Annotated in this window: 17 protein-coding genes, 1 other RNA gene and 1 riboswitch; of the genes, 10 read left to right on the top strand and 8 right to left on the bottom strand. The window is 59.3% G+C overall.

What is annotated here, in order from left to right:
- Nucleotide 1: 1 nt before the first annotated feature.
- Nucleotides 2-1,909, bottom strand: coding sequence for an extracellular solute-binding protein (locus ACR0JF_RS14775; RefSeq protein WP_170661510.1), 1,908 nt, complete (start codon nt 1,907-1,909; stop codon nt 2-4).
- Between the two features lie 171 nt (nt 1,910-2,080).
- Complete coding sequence (locus tag ACR0JF_RS14770) at nt 2,081-2,596, bottom strand: c-type cytochrome (protein ID WP_170471271.1); 516 nt, start codon at nt 2,594-2,596, stop codon at nt 2,081-2,083.
- 120 nt (nt 2,597-2,716) lie between these two features.
- Here ACR0JF_RS14770 and ACR0JF_RS14765 point away from each other — a divergent pair, with 120 nt between their 5' ends.
- Nucleotides 2,717-3,550, top strand: a complete 834-nt coding sequence (locus tag ACR0JF_RS14765) for a prephenate dehydratase (protein WP_170661511.1) — start codon at nt 2,717-2,719, stop codon at nt 3,548-3,550.
- Between the two features lie 25 nt (nt 3,551-3,575).
- Here ACR0JF_RS14765 and ACR0JF_RS14760 read toward each other — a convergent pair whose 3' ends face one another.
- Entirely contained in the window at nt 3,576-4,043 is a 468-nt protein-coding gene (locus tag ACR0JF_RS14760) for an SRPBCC family protein (RefSeq protein WP_170661512.1), read from the bottom strand.
- A 39-nt stretch (nt 4,044-4,082) separates the two neighbouring features.
- Nucleotides 4,083-5,066, bottom strand: a complete 984-nt coding sequence (nudC, locus tag ACR0JF_RS14755; protein ID WP_170661513.1) for an NAD(+) diphosphatase — start codon at nt 5,064-5,066, stop codon at nt 4,083-4,085.
- Between the two features lie 185 nt (nt 5,067-5,251).
- Here nudC and ACR0JF_RS14750 point away from each other — a divergent pair, with 185 nt between their 5' ends.
- From ACR0JF_RS14750 to rsgA, 3 genes are all read left to right on the top strand, one after another.
- The gene (locus ACR0JF_RS14750; protein ID WP_480669530.1) at nt 5,252-7,099 is read left to right on the top strand and encodes a bifunctional 2',3'-cyclic-nucleotide 2'-phosphodiesterase/3'-nucleotidase; all 1,848 of its coding nucleotides are present in this window, start codon (nt 5,252-5,254) and stop codon (nt 7,097-7,099) included.
- 39 nt (nt 7,100-7,138) lie between these two features.
- Nucleotides 7,139-7,237, top strand: an RNA gene (gene ffs / locus ACR0JF_RS14745) — signal recognition particle sRNA small type.
- 157 nt (nt 7,238-7,394) lie between these two features.
- Nucleotides 7,395-8,423 carry a ribosome small subunit-dependent GTPase A gene (gene rsgA, locus ACR0JF_RS14740; protein ID WP_170661514.1) on the top strand — a complete coding sequence of 343 codons (1,029 nt, stop codon included), beginning with the start codon at nt 7,395-7,397 and terminating at the stop codon, nt 8,421-8,423.
- Nucleotides 8,424-8,466: 43 nt separating this feature from the next.
- On the opposite strand, the gene ACR0JF_RS14735 is transcribed toward rsgA, so the two are convergent.
- Complete coding sequence (locus ACR0JF_RS14735; RefSeq protein ID WP_170661515.1) at nt 8,467-9,324, bottom strand: alpha/beta fold hydrolase; 858 nt, start codon at nt 9,322-9,324, stop codon at nt 8,467-8,469.
- A 159-nt stretch (nt 9,325-9,483) separates the two neighbouring features.
- A riboswitch (cobalamin riboswitch) is annotated at nt 9,484-9,705 on the top strand.
- An 87-nt stretch (nt 9,706-9,792) separates the two neighbouring features.
- Here ACR0JF_RS14735 and ACR0JF_RS14730 point away from each other — a divergent pair.
- Nucleotides 9,793-10,200, top strand: coding sequence for a hypothetical protein (locus tag ACR0JF_RS14730; RefSeq protein WP_170661516.1), 408 nt, complete (start codon nt 9,793-9,795; stop codon nt 10,198-10,200).
- On the opposite strand, the gene ACR0JF_RS14725 is transcribed toward ACR0JF_RS14730, so the two are convergent.
- Nucleotides 10,197-10,700: a phosphatase domain-containing protein gene (locus ACR0JF_RS14725; RefSeq protein ID WP_170642670.1), complete on the bottom strand. Its 504-nt coding sequence runs from the start codon at nt 10,698-10,700 to the stop codon at nt 10,197-10,199. The two genes, ACR0JF_RS14730 and ACR0JF_RS14725, sit on opposite strands and share 4 nt — an antisense overlap.
- 169 nt (nt 10,701-10,869) lie before the next feature.
- Here ACR0JF_RS14725 and ACR0JF_RS14720 point away from each other — a divergent pair, with 169 nt between their 5' ends.
- The 3 genes from ACR0JF_RS14720 (at nt 10,870) to recR (ending at nt 13,859) form a co-directional block, all read left to right on the top strand.
- Entirely contained in the window at nt 10,870-12,627 is a 1,758-nt protein-coding gene (locus ACR0JF_RS14720; protein WP_170661517.1) for a DNA polymerase III subunit gamma/tau, read from the top strand.
- Nucleotides 12,628-12,859: 232 nt separating this feature from the next.
- Entirely contained in the window at nt 12,860-13,204 is a 345-nt protein-coding gene (locus ACR0JF_RS14715) for a YbaB/EbfC family nucleoid-associated protein (protein WP_170328851.1), read from the top strand.
- A 61-nt stretch (nt 13,205-13,265) separates the two neighbouring features.
- Nucleotides 13,266-13,859: a recombination mediator RecR gene (gene recR / locus ACR0JF_RS14710; RefSeq protein WP_170661518.1), complete on the top strand. Its 594-nt coding sequence runs from the start codon at nt 13,266-13,268 to the stop codon at nt 13,857-13,859.
- A 70-nt stretch (nt 13,860-13,929) separates the two neighbouring features.
- On the opposite strand, the gene ACR0JF_RS14705 is transcribed toward recR, so the two are convergent.
- On the bottom strand, nt 13,930-14,427 hold the full coding sequence (locus ACR0JF_RS14705; RefSeq protein ID WP_170483306.1) for a lactoylglutathione lyase family protein: 498 nt from the start codon (nt 14,425-14,427) through the stop codon (nt 13,930-13,932).
- 197 nt (nt 14,428-14,624) lie between these two features.
- Here ACR0JF_RS14705 and ACR0JF_RS14700 point away from each other — a divergent pair, with 197 nt between their 5' ends.
- The gene (locus ACR0JF_RS14700) at nt 14,625-15,113 is read left to right on the top strand and encodes a hypothetical protein (RefSeq protein WP_170661519.1); all 489 of its coding nucleotides are present in this window, start codon (nt 14,625-14,627) and stop codon (nt 15,111-15,113) included.
- Here the strand turns inward: ACR0JF_RS14700 and ACR0JF_RS14695 are convergent.
- Nucleotides 15,110-15,751, bottom strand: coding sequence for a ribonuclease T2 (locus ACR0JF_RS14695; protein WP_170661520.1), 642 nt, complete (start codon nt 15,749-15,751; stop codon nt 15,110-15,112). The genes ACR0JF_RS14700 and ACR0JF_RS14695 overlap by 4 nt on opposite strands.
- Before the next feature lie 130 nt (nt 15,752-15,881).
- Between ACR0JF_RS14695 and ACR0JF_RS14690 the strand changes: the two genes are divergently transcribed.
- The gene (locus ACR0JF_RS14690) at nt 15,882-16,646 is read left to right on the top strand and encodes a DUF1013 domain-containing protein (protein ID WP_170661521.1); all 765 of its coding nucleotides are present in this window, start codon (nt 15,882-15,884) and stop codon (nt 16,644-16,646) included.
- The last annotated feature ends 27 nt before the right edge of the window (nt 16,647-16,673 follow it).

Genomic DNA, 16,673 nt, shown 5'->3' with positions numbered 1-16,673 from the left:
TTTACCGCAGCGCGCCTTTTGCCTTCAAATCGGCTTCTTTCTCGGGGTTGATCCACCAAAGGTCCAAATGTCCTAACGAATAGGGTGGCAGGTTTTCAGGGTATTCGTACATGTCGTAGTAGGCTGTCCAGTAGTCCGCGATGTATCCCACGGGGATCACGAAAAACTCATATCTCAGGGCACGGTCCAACGCCATAAGTGCTGCGTCCTGATCAGCCTGATTGTCGGTTTCAAAAGACGCTTCAATAATCGCGTCGACCAACGGGCTTGCCAGGCCAGCGGGATTGAACAGACTAAAGGCTGCCTCTTCGGACCCATACATCTGGCTCAATCCGCCGCCCGTCGACAGGAACGACCCATACCGCGTGGAATAGACCATATCGTAGTCGCGCTCTCGGCTACGCAATGTGTATTGTGCCGGATCAACCTTTTCCGCAGATGCATCTACACCCAATGCCTGAAGGTTCTGAACGTAGGTTTCGATCATCGTCGCCGTCGATGTTGGCAAATTCGAAGGGTAAGGGATATTCACCTTCAGCGTCTGCCCTTCGGCATTGCGACGCACGTTACCTTCGCCCACGGGCCAACCCGCCTCGTCCAACATCTTCGACGCTTTGCGCAGGTTGCGCCGGTCGTTCAGGCGTGCTGGGTTGGATTCATGAGCAACGACGACATCCTCGGATAGAAAATCGGCTGGGACGGCATCGCCAAGCGTTTCCAAGAAGGCCAGCTCTGGGCCCGCTGGGGTGCCCTGTGCTTCAAGAGGTGTGCCTTGCACAAAAGAGTTGCGTGGTGAATTCAATCCAAACAACAAGGATTCGTTTGCCCATTCGAAATTGAACGCCAGAGCCAACGCTTTGCGAACGTTCTTATCTGCGAATTGGGGCTTGCCGAGATTGAATACAAAACCAGACGGCGTCGGCGGGCTGCCATCCTTGATTTCGTCGCGCACAACCGAACCTTCTGTCAGCTTGGGGAAGTCATAGCTTGTCGCCCAGAGCTTGGGATCGCTCTCGATCCGCATCGTATATTCGCCCGCCTTGAAACCTTCGAAAGCGGCAGTCTGGTCAGCGAAATATTCGACGCGAATAGTGTCAAAGTTGTTGCGGCCCACGTTGAATGGCAGGTCTTTGCCCCAATAGTCGTCGCGGCGCTTGTAGACGATACGGCGGTTGATGTCATAACTGTCCAGCTTGTACGGTCCCGACCCCACCGCCACTTCCAGACGAGGTTCATCCAGACGACGCGACTCGTCAGCTTCAAACCACGCTTTCGAGAAGACAGGTGTCGATCCTACGGTTTCGATCAAGCTACGGCGGGTGACTTCTGGGTTAAACGTGAACCTCACGGTGTGATCGTCTAGCGCCTCGGCCCCGGTGACCATGCGCCCGACAGCCTGCGCGTAAGACGGCAGGCCCTGCTCGATGAACAAACGATGGCTGTAAACAACGTCTTCGGCCGTAACCGGTGTTCCATCCCAGAACATGGCCTCAGGGCGCAAGTTGAAGATGACGTAGTTGCGCCCTTCGTCGTACTCGAGGCTTTCCGCCAGCACTCCGTAGTACTGACCGACACTGTCATCCGCGCTTTCGAACAGGCGATCATATTGGATAGTGGTTAGCGCTCCGCTCCGACCCTTTCGTGAGTAAGGGTTCAACGAGTCAAAGGTTCCAGACGCTGCCAGTGACATCTCACCGCCCTTGGGAGCGTCGGGATTCACGTAATTCAGATGCGGATAGTCCGCCGGGTAGTCCAGATTTCCAAAATAGGAGTACCCGTGACTGGTTGTAACGTTTTCATCATTCGCTTGGGCGACCTCGGCTGATCCGAGCGTCACGGCGACCAACCCTAAGACCACCCCCCAATGCCGAATACTCATGTCGCGCGCAGCAGGCAGGAGGGGTTTCATAAGGCTCATCCTCTGGATTGTTGTCGTCATCTATGTTTGTTCCGCCAGCTAAATCGCCAGTCCTGGCTGATTCAAGTTTAGAATGCGTGAACGCTTTGTGAAGATTTTCGACATAAAAAAAGCCGCTGCACAAGGCAGCGGCTTTGGGTTTTTTCACAAACATGATGGCAATCAGTTGCCGATGGTTTGCAGATAGGCAATCAGGTCAGCGCGTTCTTGAGGCTTTTTCAGGCCGGCAAAGCTCATGGATGTACCCGAGATATATGCGTTGGGTCTTTCGACGAAGGCATCAAGCGCTTCGGGGGTCCAGTTGCCACCGTGCGCCTGCATTGCTGCGGAGTAGCCGGTGAAGCCTTTGGCCGACGCAACAGGCCGGTCTACAATGCCGTACAGGTAGGGTCCGGTGCCGTTCGCACCGTCTTCCAACTTGTGGCAAGCAGTGCATTTGCGGAAAACTCTGGCGCCCTTTTCAGGGTCTGCGGCGGCCAGCAGGTCTTCAAAGACCACCTCTTCGCCATCGGCGCTTTCACCCGAGCTTTCGGTCTCGATGATGTAGGCAGCCTGTGCATCCCCATGGCCCCCATGCGAATGGTACAGGATGTCACCACCCCATTTGGCAAGAAGCAGCACAAGGAACGTGCCGAACAGGCCCGCAGCGGCCTTGGTAACTGTCATCGTGTCGAACATTGATCGCTAGTCCATTTCAGCTGTCTGAAAAGGTGTCTAAGGCTTCCCCTTGCGAGAGGCAAGGTATAGACACCGCGACGAAACGCCCAATTTTGTAACTTGTTGCACGGGACCGACCAAATGACCAAACTCATTGCCTTTCAAGGCGAACCCGGCGCCTATAGCCACGAGGCCTGCCGCAACGCGCGACCCGATATGGAGGCGCTGCCCTGCCGCACTTTCGAGGATGTTATCGAATCAGTTCGCTCCGGCGCGGCTGATCTGGCGATGCTGCCGGTCGAGAACACGACCTATGGGCGGGTGGCCGATATCCACCGGCTGTTGCCTCATAGTGGTCTGCAGATCATTGATGAGGCCTTCGTGCGTGTCCACATCAACCTGCTGGCCGTGCCCGGCGCGACGCTTGACGACATCACCGAGGCGCATTCCCATCTGGTCCTGCTGCCCCAATGCGCGGGCTTCCTGCGCCAGCACGGTATTCACGGACGGGTCAGCCCCGACAACGCCCGCGCCGCGCGTGAGGTGTCCGAGGCGGGTGAAATCCATTCCGCCGCTCTGGCCAGCGAACTGGCCGGAGAGATCTACGGCCTGAACGTCCTCGCCCGCCATATCGAGGATCATGGCGATAACACCACGCGTTTTCTGGTTATGTCACCCGAGGCCGACCTGTCGCGTCGGGGCGAGCATGGCATGATCACCAGCTTTGTCTTTCAGGTCCGCAACATTCCAGCGGCGCTCTATAAGGCGATGGGTGGGTTTGCGACCAACGGGATCAACATGACCAAGCTGGAAAGCTACATGGTCGATGGCTCGTTCACGGCGACCCAGTTTTATGCCGATATCGTCGGGCATCCGGAAGACCGGAACGTGCAACTGGCCATGGACGAGCTTGAGCATTTCACCACCAATGTGGAAATACTTGGCGTCTACCCGGCGGCCCAGCCACGCGGCTAGGCCCGCGCTTCAGGTAAATGTGAGTTTAGGCGCCATGCCTGTGGCGCTGCTCCAGTTCTCGGGCGAATTCCGCAAGGCGCATTTGAAAGCGTTTGCGAAACCGCGCTTGGCCCAGCTTCATCGACTGCAGCAGCAACCGCGCCGGCAGGGACTTGGCGCTGAGTGACAGGTCCACACTCAAGCGGGTCCGACGCTGAGACAGGGCCATAAAGTCAACCACCGTAACCCCGGTCATGCCCTTGCCCGTCGCCTCGAATCGCATTTGCGAGGGGTGGTCGCAATCGGTCAGCAGTACGGACATCTTGCGGGGTTTGCCGCGCAGCTTGAACTCGGTCTCCCACGCCATGCCTGCGGAGGGTGCGACCCCGCCAGTGGTACGGCGCACGTCAACGCCACGGCGCATCGCCATACGTTCGAAGCGATCGAAATCGGCAACCATGTCAAAAACCGAGTGGATGGGAGCCTCGATATCTTCGCGCGCTGAAAACTGCATGTGGGCCCTTGCTGCTCGTTCTTGCTTGCCAGTGTTTCGTTAGTCCAACGTATCTGCAAGCCAGTTCTGCAGCAGAAAATGCGCAATCGCCCCCTTGCGAGCGGGCAGCAGGCGCGGATGCTCCCCCGCGAAGGCCTGCATCATCTCGGACTTGCTGACCCACATTGCCTCTTCGATTTCAACCGGGTCGATCTGAATGTCCCGAGACAAAGCCTCACCGGCACAGCCGAACATCAACGACGCCGGAAACGGCCAGGGCTGGCTGGACAGATAGGACACTGCGCCGACGGGAACGCCCGCCTCTTCCATCACCTCGCGCCGCACCGCGGATTCCAGCGTTTCGCCCGGCTCGACGAACCCTGCAAGCAACGAGAACATGCCCTCGGGCCACCCCGGTGAGCGCCCCATCAGCACGCTGTCGCCGTGGGTGATCAACATGATCACAACCGGGTCGGTGCGTGGGAAGTGTTGGCCACCACAGGCCGAACAACTGCGCTGCCATCCGGCTTGCGATACGTCGCTTGGCGCACCGCAGCGGGCGCAGAAGCGATGCGTCTCGTGCCAGCCGATCACCGCCTTGGCTGTCGCCGCAAGCTCGGCATCGCGGGCGGACAGGCGCGTCATGATCCGGCGCAGCTCGCCAAACACGTGACCCTCGGGCAGATCGGGATGCTGTTGCTCGGACGGGTCGATGAAATTGCCCAAGCTCGACAGATCCAGCCCCTCGGCCTGCCATTCAGAGATATCTGCGGCAAACATCGCCGCCCCGTCACCAGAGCAGCCAAGCAAGATCGGAGCCTCAACCACTCCACCGGGGCCATTGGCGACCAGAGGATGCGCCATGTTGACCAGACCCAACCGATCCAGAGCCTCGCCCTGCACCAGCACTTTTCCACGCCACAGCAACAAGCAGCGGGCGTTTGGATCTTGGGCCGCCTCAGCCAGCTTGTCCGCATCCCCCCGCAGATGGGCCGCACGATCAAGGCCCGAGCTGCCGAATGTCACGTTTTCTGCGTTTTTCATTGGGGTCCCCTCGGCCTTTTGCGCCTAGGGCTGCCATGTCCGCGCAGGTGTTGCAATGTCAATTCACTACTGCGGCATATCGACAGGTGCCACCGAAACACCGCATGACCGCCTCGGATTTTTCACTTATTTGTCCTCTTGGTAAATTTTCTTAGCTCTCATAGCGCAAAAGTAGACAATCAAACGTGACCGCAATCTCCCCGCGCATGAAAGACGCGCAGGACGCAGGAATGCATATCCGCATTCTGGCAACCACCGATCTGCATATGACCCTGACCGGGTTCGACTACTATGCGGACAAACCAGACCCGACCATCGGGCTGACTCGTACGGCGTCGGCGATCCGAAACGCCCGTCAACAGGTCGAGGACGGCTTGACTCTTTTGTTCGACAATGGCGACGCGCTGCAAGGAACACCGATTGGGGACTGGGCGGTGGAAAACGATGGCCCGCACCCGATGATGCAGGCCTTCAAGGCGCTGGAATATGACGCGATCGGCTTGGGCAATCATGATTTCGGGTTCGGGCTGGATGTACTTGAGCGCGTAATTACCCAAGCCCCTTGCCCGGTGATTTGCAGCAATCTGAACCATGTGAACGACCGGCAGCCTTGGCTGCGCAGTGTCGTTCTGACCCGGTCCGTTGCGCAGGAAGAAACGATCCGAATCGGCGTATTTTCAGTGCTTCCGCCTCAAACCACGATGTGGGAGGCGCATCACCTAAAAGACACGTTCATTGCCGAGGATATCTTGACCGCCGCCCGACGAACGGCTGAGGCGTTGCGCGCGCAAGGCTGTGATCTGGTCATCGCGCTGGCCCATTCGGGGTTGGAGCAATCGACGACTCAGCCGGGGCTTGAGAATGCGGTGATTCCCCTCGCCGAGATTGAGGGCATTGACGCGATTGTTGCCGGTCACACGCACCTGACAATGCCGGGCGCGGGGCATCTCGGGCTTGACGGCGTTGATGCCGAAAATGGTCTGGTCCACGGCACACCTGTGGTCATGGCCGGGTCCGCTGGGTCTTATCTGGGGGTCATAGACCTGCACCTGACCAAGGTACCCGAGGGGCGCTGGCAGATCACGGATCGCCACTGCAGCTTGGTCGCCACAGCCGATGAGGTCGAAGACAAGGACCTGTGCGAGATGCTCAAGCCCGCGCATCTGGCCACGCGCGTAAGGATGGCCGAACCTGTCAGTCATACCGCGCAGAGCCTGCACAGCTATTTCAGCTTCTGCGCGCCGGATCGGGGGCTAGCCCTGGTCGCGGCGGCACAAGCGGCGGGTTTGCGCCCGTTTCTAAACGGCACCGCGTTCGCCGAACTGCCGCTTCTGTCTGCGGTGTCTCCTTACAAATTCGGCGGCCGCGCCGGGCCGAGGAACTATACGGACGTGCCTGTGGGCGAGATTTGCCTGCGCCACGTCGCTGACCTGCATGTTTTCTCCAACGAATTGCGGGCCGTCAAAATCACCGGCGCGCAACTGCGGGACTGGCTTGAGATGTCGGCGGGTGTTCTCAACCAGATCCACCCAGACGCCGAAGCCGAGCTAACCGATTCCCGCCGGGCGGGGCATAACTTTGACGTCGTGTTTGGCGTGACCTATCAGATCGACCTGTCCAGCCCTGCGCGGTTCGATAGCAACGGCGCCATGACCGATCCAACCGCCCAGCGCGTCCGCGACCTGTGCTTGGGCGGGCAAATAGTCCGCGACGACCAGAGCTTTGTGGTCGCCCTCAACAACTATCGCGCCAGCGGTGGTGGGCATTTCCCTTTCGTCACAAAAGCCCGGGCCATTCCTCTGCCGTCCAGGGATATCAAAGAGATACTGCGGGACTACCTGTCAGATCGCCTGCCCGCGGACCCTCTGGATCAGGCGCCTTACCCATTCTCCTTAGCCCCGCATTATGGTATTCGCACGATCCTAAGAACCGGCAGCGGAGCGTTGAAGTATTTGCCCGAGCTAAGCAGATACTCCCCCGAATTGCTGGGGCCTGATACCGAGGGCTTTGAAAGGATACGACTGACCTTGTGACGGGTTGTCATTTTCACATCCCTTCCCTATATCAGGCGTTGAGAGGTTGGCGCGGGCGAGCGCCTCGCCAACCTGGTCAGGTCCGGAAGGAAGCAGCCACAACGAGCCCCGCTTGGGTCGATGTCCAACCTCTCACTTTATAGAAACCATCAGCCGCAGGAGGGCTTTATGATTGTAGCAAACACCCTTCGGGCAGATCGGTTCTAAACCCAACTCTCCGATTGCCTGAACACATCGCCAACGGATGCGCATCGGCCATCCGATGGGATTGCTATATCTGAACACAGGCAAACCAATGTCTTTTAATCTTTCGGACCTGGGATGGTCCTCTCACTTCGCTGCACAGCACGCGGCGCACGCGCAACTCACGCCTTTTCGTATCACCGGTGTTCACCGGGACCGCCTGGTCGGGATGAACGAGACTGGTGAAACATCTCTGTTTGCCCCTGGTCATTCCACTGGCGATTTTACGGTTGGCGATTGGGTGCTGGCCGATGACAAGAATCGCGTTCAGCATCTGCTTGACCGGCGCAGCCTGTTGCAACGCCGTGCTGCCGGAACCGGAGCCGAGGCGCAACTGATCGCAGCCAATGTTGACGTGCTGTTCATCGTCAGCTCGTGCAATGCGGATTTCAATGTGCCCCGGCTCGAACGGTATCTGGCACTGGCGCATCAGGCGGGCTGCTATCCTGTCGTGGTCCTGACCAAAGCAGATAGCTGCTCGGACCCCGCAGCCTACGCCAAGCAGGCCGAAGCGCTGGCACCGTTTTTGACAGTCCTGACGGTCAACGCGCATGAAGCGTTAGACCTGCAGCAGGTTCTGGCATGGTGTCCGGCGAGTCAGACAGCGGCTTTGGTCGGGTCATCCGGGGTTGGCAAAACAACGCTCGCCAACGGAATGACCGGGCAGGATCAGGCAACAGCCACAATCCGCGAGGATGACGCCCGCGGCCGCCACACCACGACGTCTCGCGCCTTACATCCGATGCAAAATGGCGGTTGGCTGGTCGACACCCCCGGCATGCGCGCCCTGCGCCTGCTCGACGCGCAGGACGGGGTGGACGAAGTGTTCTCGGACATTCTGGAGCTGGCCCAAACCTGCCGGTTCTCGGATTGCCAGCATGAGGCCGAGCCCGGTTGCGCTGTGCAGGCGGCGATTGAAGCAGGCACACTGGATGCAGATCGGTTGGAACGCTGGCGCAAGCTGAGGCGCGAGGATCAGCGCAACTCTGAGACCGTGGCCGAGGCGCGGGCACGCGACAAGGCTTTCGGCAAGATGGTCCGATCTGCGATGCACGGAAAATCCGCGCGGCGCGGCGATTGAAACACGGGCTGAAAAAGGGGCGTCGGTCCGCCGGCGCCCCCCATCAAGCGATCAATCGTGGCCAGAGCACCGCATTTCGGCGGGCAAACACACCGATATGGCCGATCTCCCGAACACCAAACTCTTCCGGTGACAACAGGTGACGGCGTGCTTTTGGACCATAAAGCTCGGCCAACCGCCAAACGGCAGCTTCTGGGACCATCTCATCATCTGTGAAGGCAAAAAGGTCGACGGGAACGTCAGCATCCTGCCACGTAGCTTGCGGCAGTGTGTCTCCGATCTCGGGCAGATAGCTTTGCGGCGCGGTGCACCATTTGCGCCATTGCCAATAGACCTTAGGCGGTAGGTCTGTTCCAAACCCAAGTGCCTTGCCCGGCAAATACCCCAGGCCGCTCACGACCAGAGGCACATGCCCATACCAGAACAACCCGGCCAGAGCGCGGTACGGCCAAGGATGATCGCCCAACTTCACAAGGCCAGAACAGACGCAGATCATGCGATCAATCTTGTCGATATCCGGCTGCACTGGCCCCAGCATCCCTCCAAGCGAATGACCAACTGACCATTGCTGCGACAGCGGGAACCGTCGGCGCATCTCGGCCCGCGCGGCGGGCATGTCCTGCAACGCCCAATCGGCCATCGAAATCTTCGACCGACGCTGTGGGCCCGATTTCGAATGCCCGAATTCCCGGTAGTCGTAGATCAGACAGGCGATATCACGATCCGAGGCCAACCATTGTGCGAAATGCTTGTAGTAGTCTCGCGGAACCCCTGTCGCGCTGTTGACCACCACTACGGTTTCGGGCTGCGCCACGGGCCGGTAGATCCACCCGGACAGGGCACCATCCCCCACCGGGATCTGAACATCTTCGATCAGCACTGTTTGGTTTGCATCCAACATGGGCATCCTCGGTGGAAAACTGAACTGATGAGTTCACATTGCAACTTGACCCCAGACAGCCCATGCAAGTCAACTGCGATCCCGCTTGACCACGCGTCCACTTTGCGGATCGTCTTTCCGCAGCGCAGAAAGTTCAACTTGACTCAGAATGGTTTTGAACGCTAGCGATGGTGTGATGGTTCCCGGCTTTCACAAGAGGTCGGGATGAAAAGGGAACACGGTGCGGTTTTCCCCGACTTACTCGGGACGAACCAAATCCGCGACTGCCCCCGCAACTGTAAGCGGTGAGCGATGTCGAAGAGCCACTGGCCGAAAGGCCGGGAAGGTCGGCAAAGCGATGACCCGCAAGTCAGGAGACCTGCCATCGTCAACATAACCCAAACTCGGGCGGGGTGTCCGGGCAGGCCGTGACAGACCCTATCTGCCCCACCTGATCCCAGCCCCTGTCCACCGCGCGGAGGGCGCAGGATGATCTGGAAGACGAAGACACATAGGTTCTCGGCAACTATCTGCCAACATACCGGCAAGACTTGCCCGGCGCTGGCGCGGCTGGCGCGTTCAATGGTTGACGCACTGGACCAAGCTGGTCCGGCGACCACATCGGACTTTGAAATCGAAGGCAGCAGTGACCTGACCCATTGCTCGGACGGCTGCCACGCCCGGTTTCGGGCCAGCCAATCTCGGGTGCGGGTCTATTGCGGAGCGGATCCTAAGGCCGACAGCGAGACCCTCGATCGCTATGCCGATTTGATGTTCGGTACCGACACGAGCAGCCTGCCTAGCGCAGCGATGACATCCCTGCCCTGCGCCATGCTCGAGGCATCAGTGATTGCGCCGCGCAAAACGACCCCGGCGGAACTGCAACTGTCGGCTTAGGAGTCTGCCAAAGCTCGGGCGGGCAAGGTGGCCCAGTGCTTCTGTGCATCGGTTTCGACCGCGCAGGGGCGTAGCTTGCGCAACCGATCCAGCGCTTGGGTTGGAGCCTCGCCGCATTCGATCATCAACCTCAGCACCACCATGCCAGAGCGACCACATCCGCCCTGACAATGGACAAGCACGCGCCCTCCGCCAGACAAAGCCTGCCGCGCCGCGGCACTAACATCGGGCCATTGCGCATCAACCTCTGACGGTGGCACGCCGAAATCCTGAATCGGCAGATGCACCCAGCGGCTGGCGCGCCCCTGAACGTCGCGGCCAAAATCGCGGGCTCCAAACTGGACCAGCTCGGCCTCGGTTGTCATCGACAGCACGAGGCCCGGCCTCCAATCTCCAATCGTTTCAAGGTCGCCTGCATAGTCGCCGCCCTTTCCCGGCATCGACGTTAGGGCAAGTGTGCCCCCGCCCACTTGCAAAGCATGAATGACCAAATTCGTCATGACAGCATCCCCCCGGAAGCGTTGATCCTGACTTTAGGCTTGATTCACAATCTGAAGAGTGTACCCCTGACGCGCCAGTTTCCAAAACAAAATCGTTCTTCAACTCATGTGGACGCGGGCGGCGCGGGCCTCTACGCTGCAGTGACGTTCCGAATCCGCCAGAGCAGACATGACCGACTCAGACAGCCCCGCCTATCAGGTTCTCGCCCGCAAATATCGCCCGGAAACCTTTGCCGATCTGGTGGGTCAGGATGCGATGGTCCGCACGCTCAAAAACGCATTTGAAGCGGATCGCATCGCGCAAGCCTTTGTCATGACAGGCATTCGCGGAACCGGCAAAACCACGACCGCACGGATCATTGCGAAAGGCATGAACTGTATCGGACCGGACGGAAATGGCGGACCCACGACCGAGCCTTGCGGCCAATGTGAACACTGCGTCGCCATCATGGAAGGTCGCCATGTCGACGTGATTGAGATGGACGCCGCCAGTCGCACCGGCGTGAATGATATTCGCGAGATCATCGACAGTGTTCGCTACCGCGCAGCCTCGGCCCGTTACAAGATCTACATCATCGATGAGGTCCATATGCTGTCGACCAGCGCCTTCAACGCGCTGCTCAAGACGCTTGAGGAACCGCCGGCGCATGTGAAGTTCATCTTCGCCACAACTGAGATTCGCAAGGTTCCCGTCACGGTTCTGTCGCGCTGCCAACGCTTCGACCTGCGCCGGATCGAACCCGAGGATATGATCGGCCTGCTGCGCAAGATCGCTTCTGCGGAGAGTGCTGAGATTGCCGAAGACGCCTTGGCGCTGATCACCCGTGCTGCCGAGGGATCTGCCCGCGACGCCACCTCATTACTGGATCAGGCGATCTCACACGGGGCCGGAGAGACGACGGCAGATCAAGTGCGCGCGATGCTGGGCCTGGCGGATCGTGGCCGGGTTCTGGACCTCATGGACATGATCCTGCGGGGCGATGCGGCAGGGGCGCTGACCGAGCTTGGTGGCCAATATGCCGCAGGAGCTGATCCACTAGCCGTGCTGCGTGATCTGGCCGAAATCACTCATTGGGTTTCGGTCGTGAAGATCACCCCGGACGCAGCCGAAGACCCAACTGTTTCCCCGGATGAGCGCGCCCGGGGCCAGCAGATGGCTGAGGCCCTCCCCATGCGGGTGCTGACTCGGATGTGGCAGATGCTGTTGAAAGCGCTTGAGGAAGTTTCAGCCGCCCCCAACTCTATGATGGCCGCCGAAATGGCGGTGATCCGAATGACTCACGTGGCCGACCTGCCTAGCCCGGAAGAACTGATCAAACGGCTGCAGGATACGCCTCCGCCCCCCAACGGCGGACCTGGTGGTGGGACGCCCATTCAAAGCAACGGCGCGGCCCCGGTCGAAGCCCGCGCCGCTACAAGCTACACCCCTGCGCCACGCGGGTCCGGCGGAGCACCCGTCGCCGCTTTGGCGCAAGACACGCAAACCGCATTGGCGCGATACCCGAGTTTCGAACATGTGGTCGAGCTGATCCGGAACAACCGAGACGTCAAACTTTTGGTCGAGGTCGAAAACGGCGTGCGGCTGGTCTCTTACCAGCCGGGACGGATCGAATTCACCCCATCTTCGCAAGCCCCGACCGATCTTGCACCACGGCTGGGCTCGGCCCTGCAACGTTGGACTGGCAACAGATGGGCGGTATCCATCGTGTCGGATGGTGACGCTCCGACGATCGCCGAAATCCGCGACAAAGCCGAACTGGCGCTGAAAGAAGAGGCCACGGCGCATCCGCTTGTTCAGGCTGTTCTGGCAAGTTTCCCCAAGGCCAAAATCACCCGCATCGAGACACCGGAACAACGCGCCGCCCAAGTCGAGACCGAAGCTCTGCCCGAGGTCGAAGATGAATGGGATCCTTTCGAAGAAGACTGACCTCTATACAAAGCAAAACCCTCCCGCGCCCGCCACGGGCAATCGGCTAAAGCCGATCACCCAGAGCGACCTTGGGCCCGGCAGCGCTCGGGCTTTGCCCGAGCGCTGCCGGGCCCAACGGGAGGAAAGGTCTTGCCAAAGACCTTGACGGCGGGCGGGAGCGCGCTCTGCTCTTGTGTCACTACGGTGACCCCCGTATCTAGGCACAAACCGAACTTACAGGAGAAGCAACATGCTCAAAGGACTAGGCGGCCTGGGCGATATGGCCAAAATGATGAAATCCGCGCAGGATCTTCAGACCAAGATGACCGAGATGCAGGAAGAGCTGAACAACCTGATGGTTGTAGGCGAATCCGGCGCAGGGCTAGTCAAGGCGACGGCAACCGCCAAAGGGGAACTGAAGGGCTTGGATATCGACCCGTCGATCTTCAATGGCGACGACAAGGAAGTGGTCGAGGATCTGATCCTTGCGGCCATCAAGGACGCTCAGACCAAAGCCGCCGAGCGCTCGCAGGCCGAAATGGCCAAACTGACCGAAAGCATGGGCCTGCCCGCAGACATCAAGCTGCCGTTCTGATCTCCATCTTTTCAATAATACTCCCGCCGGAGTCTCCCTCCGGCGTCAGACAGGATAGGCCGTGACCTCCAACAGCGACATCGACAATTTGATCGACCTGATGGCCAAACTTCCCGGCCTCGGCCCTCGCTCGGCCCGCCGCGCGGTGCTGCACCTGATCCGCAAGCGTTCCCTGCTGCTAACGCCCCTGTCCGACGTGATGCAGCAGGTCGCCATCACCGCCCGCGAGTGCCTGAACTGCGGCAATGTGGGCACCACCGACATCTGTGACATCTGCAACGATGAGGCCCGCGCGACCGGAGAGCTTTGCGTTGTCGAGGACGTCGCCGACCTGTGGGCGATGGAGCGCGCAGGCGTGTTCAAAGGCCGCTATCACGTGTTGGGAGGCACGCTGTCGGCGCTGGATGGCGTTGGCCCGGATGAACTGCGCATTCCCCGCCTCAAGGACCGGGTGGTGGCAGAAGGCGTCACCGAGATCATTCTGGCCCTGAACGCCACCGTCGACGGCCAGACCACGGCACATTACATCGCTGATCAGTTGGAGGGGCAGGTCCGCCTGACCTCACTAGCGCAAGGTGTGCCGATTGGGGGAGAGCTGGACTATCTGGATGACGGAACGATTACAGCAGCACTGAGGGCACGAAAAGAGCTCTGAGCATTGCAAAACTGAAGCAACCGAAACGCTTTCACGCCTTCCGATTGCACACCAGGCCCAGTCTCGTCGGTCAGGTGTAAGCACCCGACGAGTACGTCAACTCGTAGGAATGGCTGTAGATCTCGAAGACAATACCAAAGGGGTCTTCGACATAGACCATTCGGTAGGGTTTCTCTCCGGGATAATAGTATCGAATCGGCATCCGTTGTTTGCCACCCGCTGCAACGATTTTTTCTACCAGGCCTTCGACATCCGGGTCTTGGACGCAAAAATGGAACGTACCATTTTGGCGAAAGTCGATATTGTTTTCCGGCACATAATTCCCGTCAAACTCGAAAAGCTCGAACCCGATGCGATCAGCAGTCGCGAGATGCGCAATACGTAGTTTTTTCCACTCAGGACCAAACACATCAGTGCACATGACACCAATATCCGTGTCATCCTCTACCACATCAGTCGGTGGCATGATCACGTAGAAACCAAGGACTTCGGAGTAGAACTTTACAGCCTCGTCAACGTTTGGGACGGACAATCCGATGTGAGAGAACGTTCTGGGATGTTGCGGCATGGCTCGTTCCTTGTTTTATGGGGCGAAAGCTATTGCGCAGCAGCCGAGTTTCAAGCGCCTCCCCGGCTGGGCATAGCCGGCTTCCGCCATGCACATAGGTGTTCTTTCGTGGTGCGATCAGTCAAGAATGGCCTTTGCCTGCCGCACGCGGCGTGTACTATGGCCATGACCTTATCCGTTTGATTTTGGGAACTGTTATGAAACGCCTTTTTGCCCTCACACTTGCCGCCTTTACAGCCACTGCAGCGTTTTCGCAGCAACTGATCGACAAGGGCTTTGTCGACGGCTGGAACATCATGATGGACCCGGCGTTGGGCAATGGGTGCCTGATCCAGACGGTGTATCAGGACCTCTCGGTGGTGCGGATCGGTTATGACGCGCTTGGCAATCGCGGATATTTCGCTGTCTACAACAAGGCCTGGGGCGATATCGAGCAGGGCAAAACCTACCCGATCCGGTTTGCTCTGGACGGCAAAAGCTATGACGCCACTGCCATTGGCTTCAACGAACGTGATGTCCCCGGCGCGACCGTCTTTTTCACTGACCGGAATTTCGTCACCGCGATTGCTCAAAATAAGACGATGACGGTTTACAACCCGGCGGGCGAAGTGGTGATGGCCATCGACCTCAAAGGCACCGCCAAGGCGCTGGAATACGCGCGAGACTGTCAGAACAAAAAGCTCTAGCGAATCGGGTCGAACAGGGCGTCTTTGGCGGTGCAGTCCCGGATGACATCCCGGCCGCAGGGCACGGGATCAAGGTCGCGGGACAAGCACAGGCGAACCTCTTCGATGTAGCCCTGTTCGCAGGTGATGGTGATCATGTCACGCTCGAGCTTAGGGTTGGCCTTTAGAAAGGCCTCTTCGACAATCGACGCGGGCAGTTTGACCGAGGTATCAAGCTGGCGGAACACCTCGGGCCGGGTCACGCGACCATAGGCTTCGCGCGACAGATCCATATAGTCCCGCGCCGACAGTCCCGAACAGGTGCCGTGTTTCTTCCACTGATGCCATGCAAGGCCTCCACTTCCCTGAATATCTTCCATCGCGCGAGTCATCGCGCGTGAAGGCGGGGCCTTAGGTGTGCGGCAATAGGAGGGCCAGCCCTGATGGAACTGAGGCCACAGCCCGTGCAAAATCCAGCCATGGTCATGCCGGGCGTCGCATTGGTCCGACCCGCGGGCATCCCCTTCGCGCGCGCACCAGTTTGGAGACCAGCTCAGCGCCAGGACGTAGTAGTCGAACTCACCCGCTTTTTCGCCCTCGGCCAGCGCGGCGACGGCGCTTGTGACCCACAAAATCAGCGCTAGAAACCCTTGGCGCATTCGCCTCTTCCCTTCTTGCGTCGCGGCGACTATATACAGCCCAAGTTCCCCGACAACGGAAACCTGCCCCAAAACCCCGGGGCCGCCGAATTCCGGCGACGGGACAGATGTATTTATAGGAGACGGGCTGATGGCAAAACCGCTTATGGCCAAGGCAACAGCCGTATGGCTGGTGGACAACACGACGATCAGCTTCAAGCAGATCGCGGATTTCGTAGGGATGCACGAGCTTGAGGTGCAGGGCATTGCCGATGGCGATGTGGCCGCTGGTGTCAAAGGGTTCGACCCGCTTGCCAACAACCAGCTGACGCAGGAAGAGATCGACTCGGCGCAGAACAACCCGCTGCACAAGCTGAAGCTCAAGTTCAACCCGTCGGCAACGGGCGAGGAAAAGCGCCGTGGCCCGCGCTATACCCCGCTGTCCAAGCGTCAGGACCGTCCGAACTCGATCCTATGGCTGGTCAAGTTCCACCCCGAGCTTAGCGACGGTCAGATCGCCAAGCTGGTTGGCACCACCAAGCCGACCATCCAGTCGATCCGCGAACGCACGCACTGGAACATCGCCAACATGCAGCCCATCGACCCGGTTGCCTTGGGCCTATGTAAACAGTCCGAACTGGACGCTGTGGTGCAGAAGGCCGCCGCGAAGAAAGCCGCCGAAGGCGGCGTGATGAGCGATGACGAGCGCCGCAAGCTGGTCTCGACCGAGCAGTCGCTGGAGATGGATGCAGCACCGAAGATCCCGACCGCGATTGAGGGTCTGGAAACCTTCTCGCTGTCTGAAGAGCCGGAAGCCGACAAGGAAGACGGTGATCCGATCGTGGACGCCGACAGCTTCTTCAACCTGCCCAAAGGCGGTGGGGACGACGAAGACGAAGACGATCTGCGCCCCTGATTTCTGGCCCGCCCCGGTCTAAACTGG

This window comes from Ruegeria sp. BG11 (assembly GCF_056538565.1).
The sequence above is the reverse complement of the archived record's forward strand: the minus strand, read 5'-3'. Positions and strand labels throughout refer to the sequence as shown.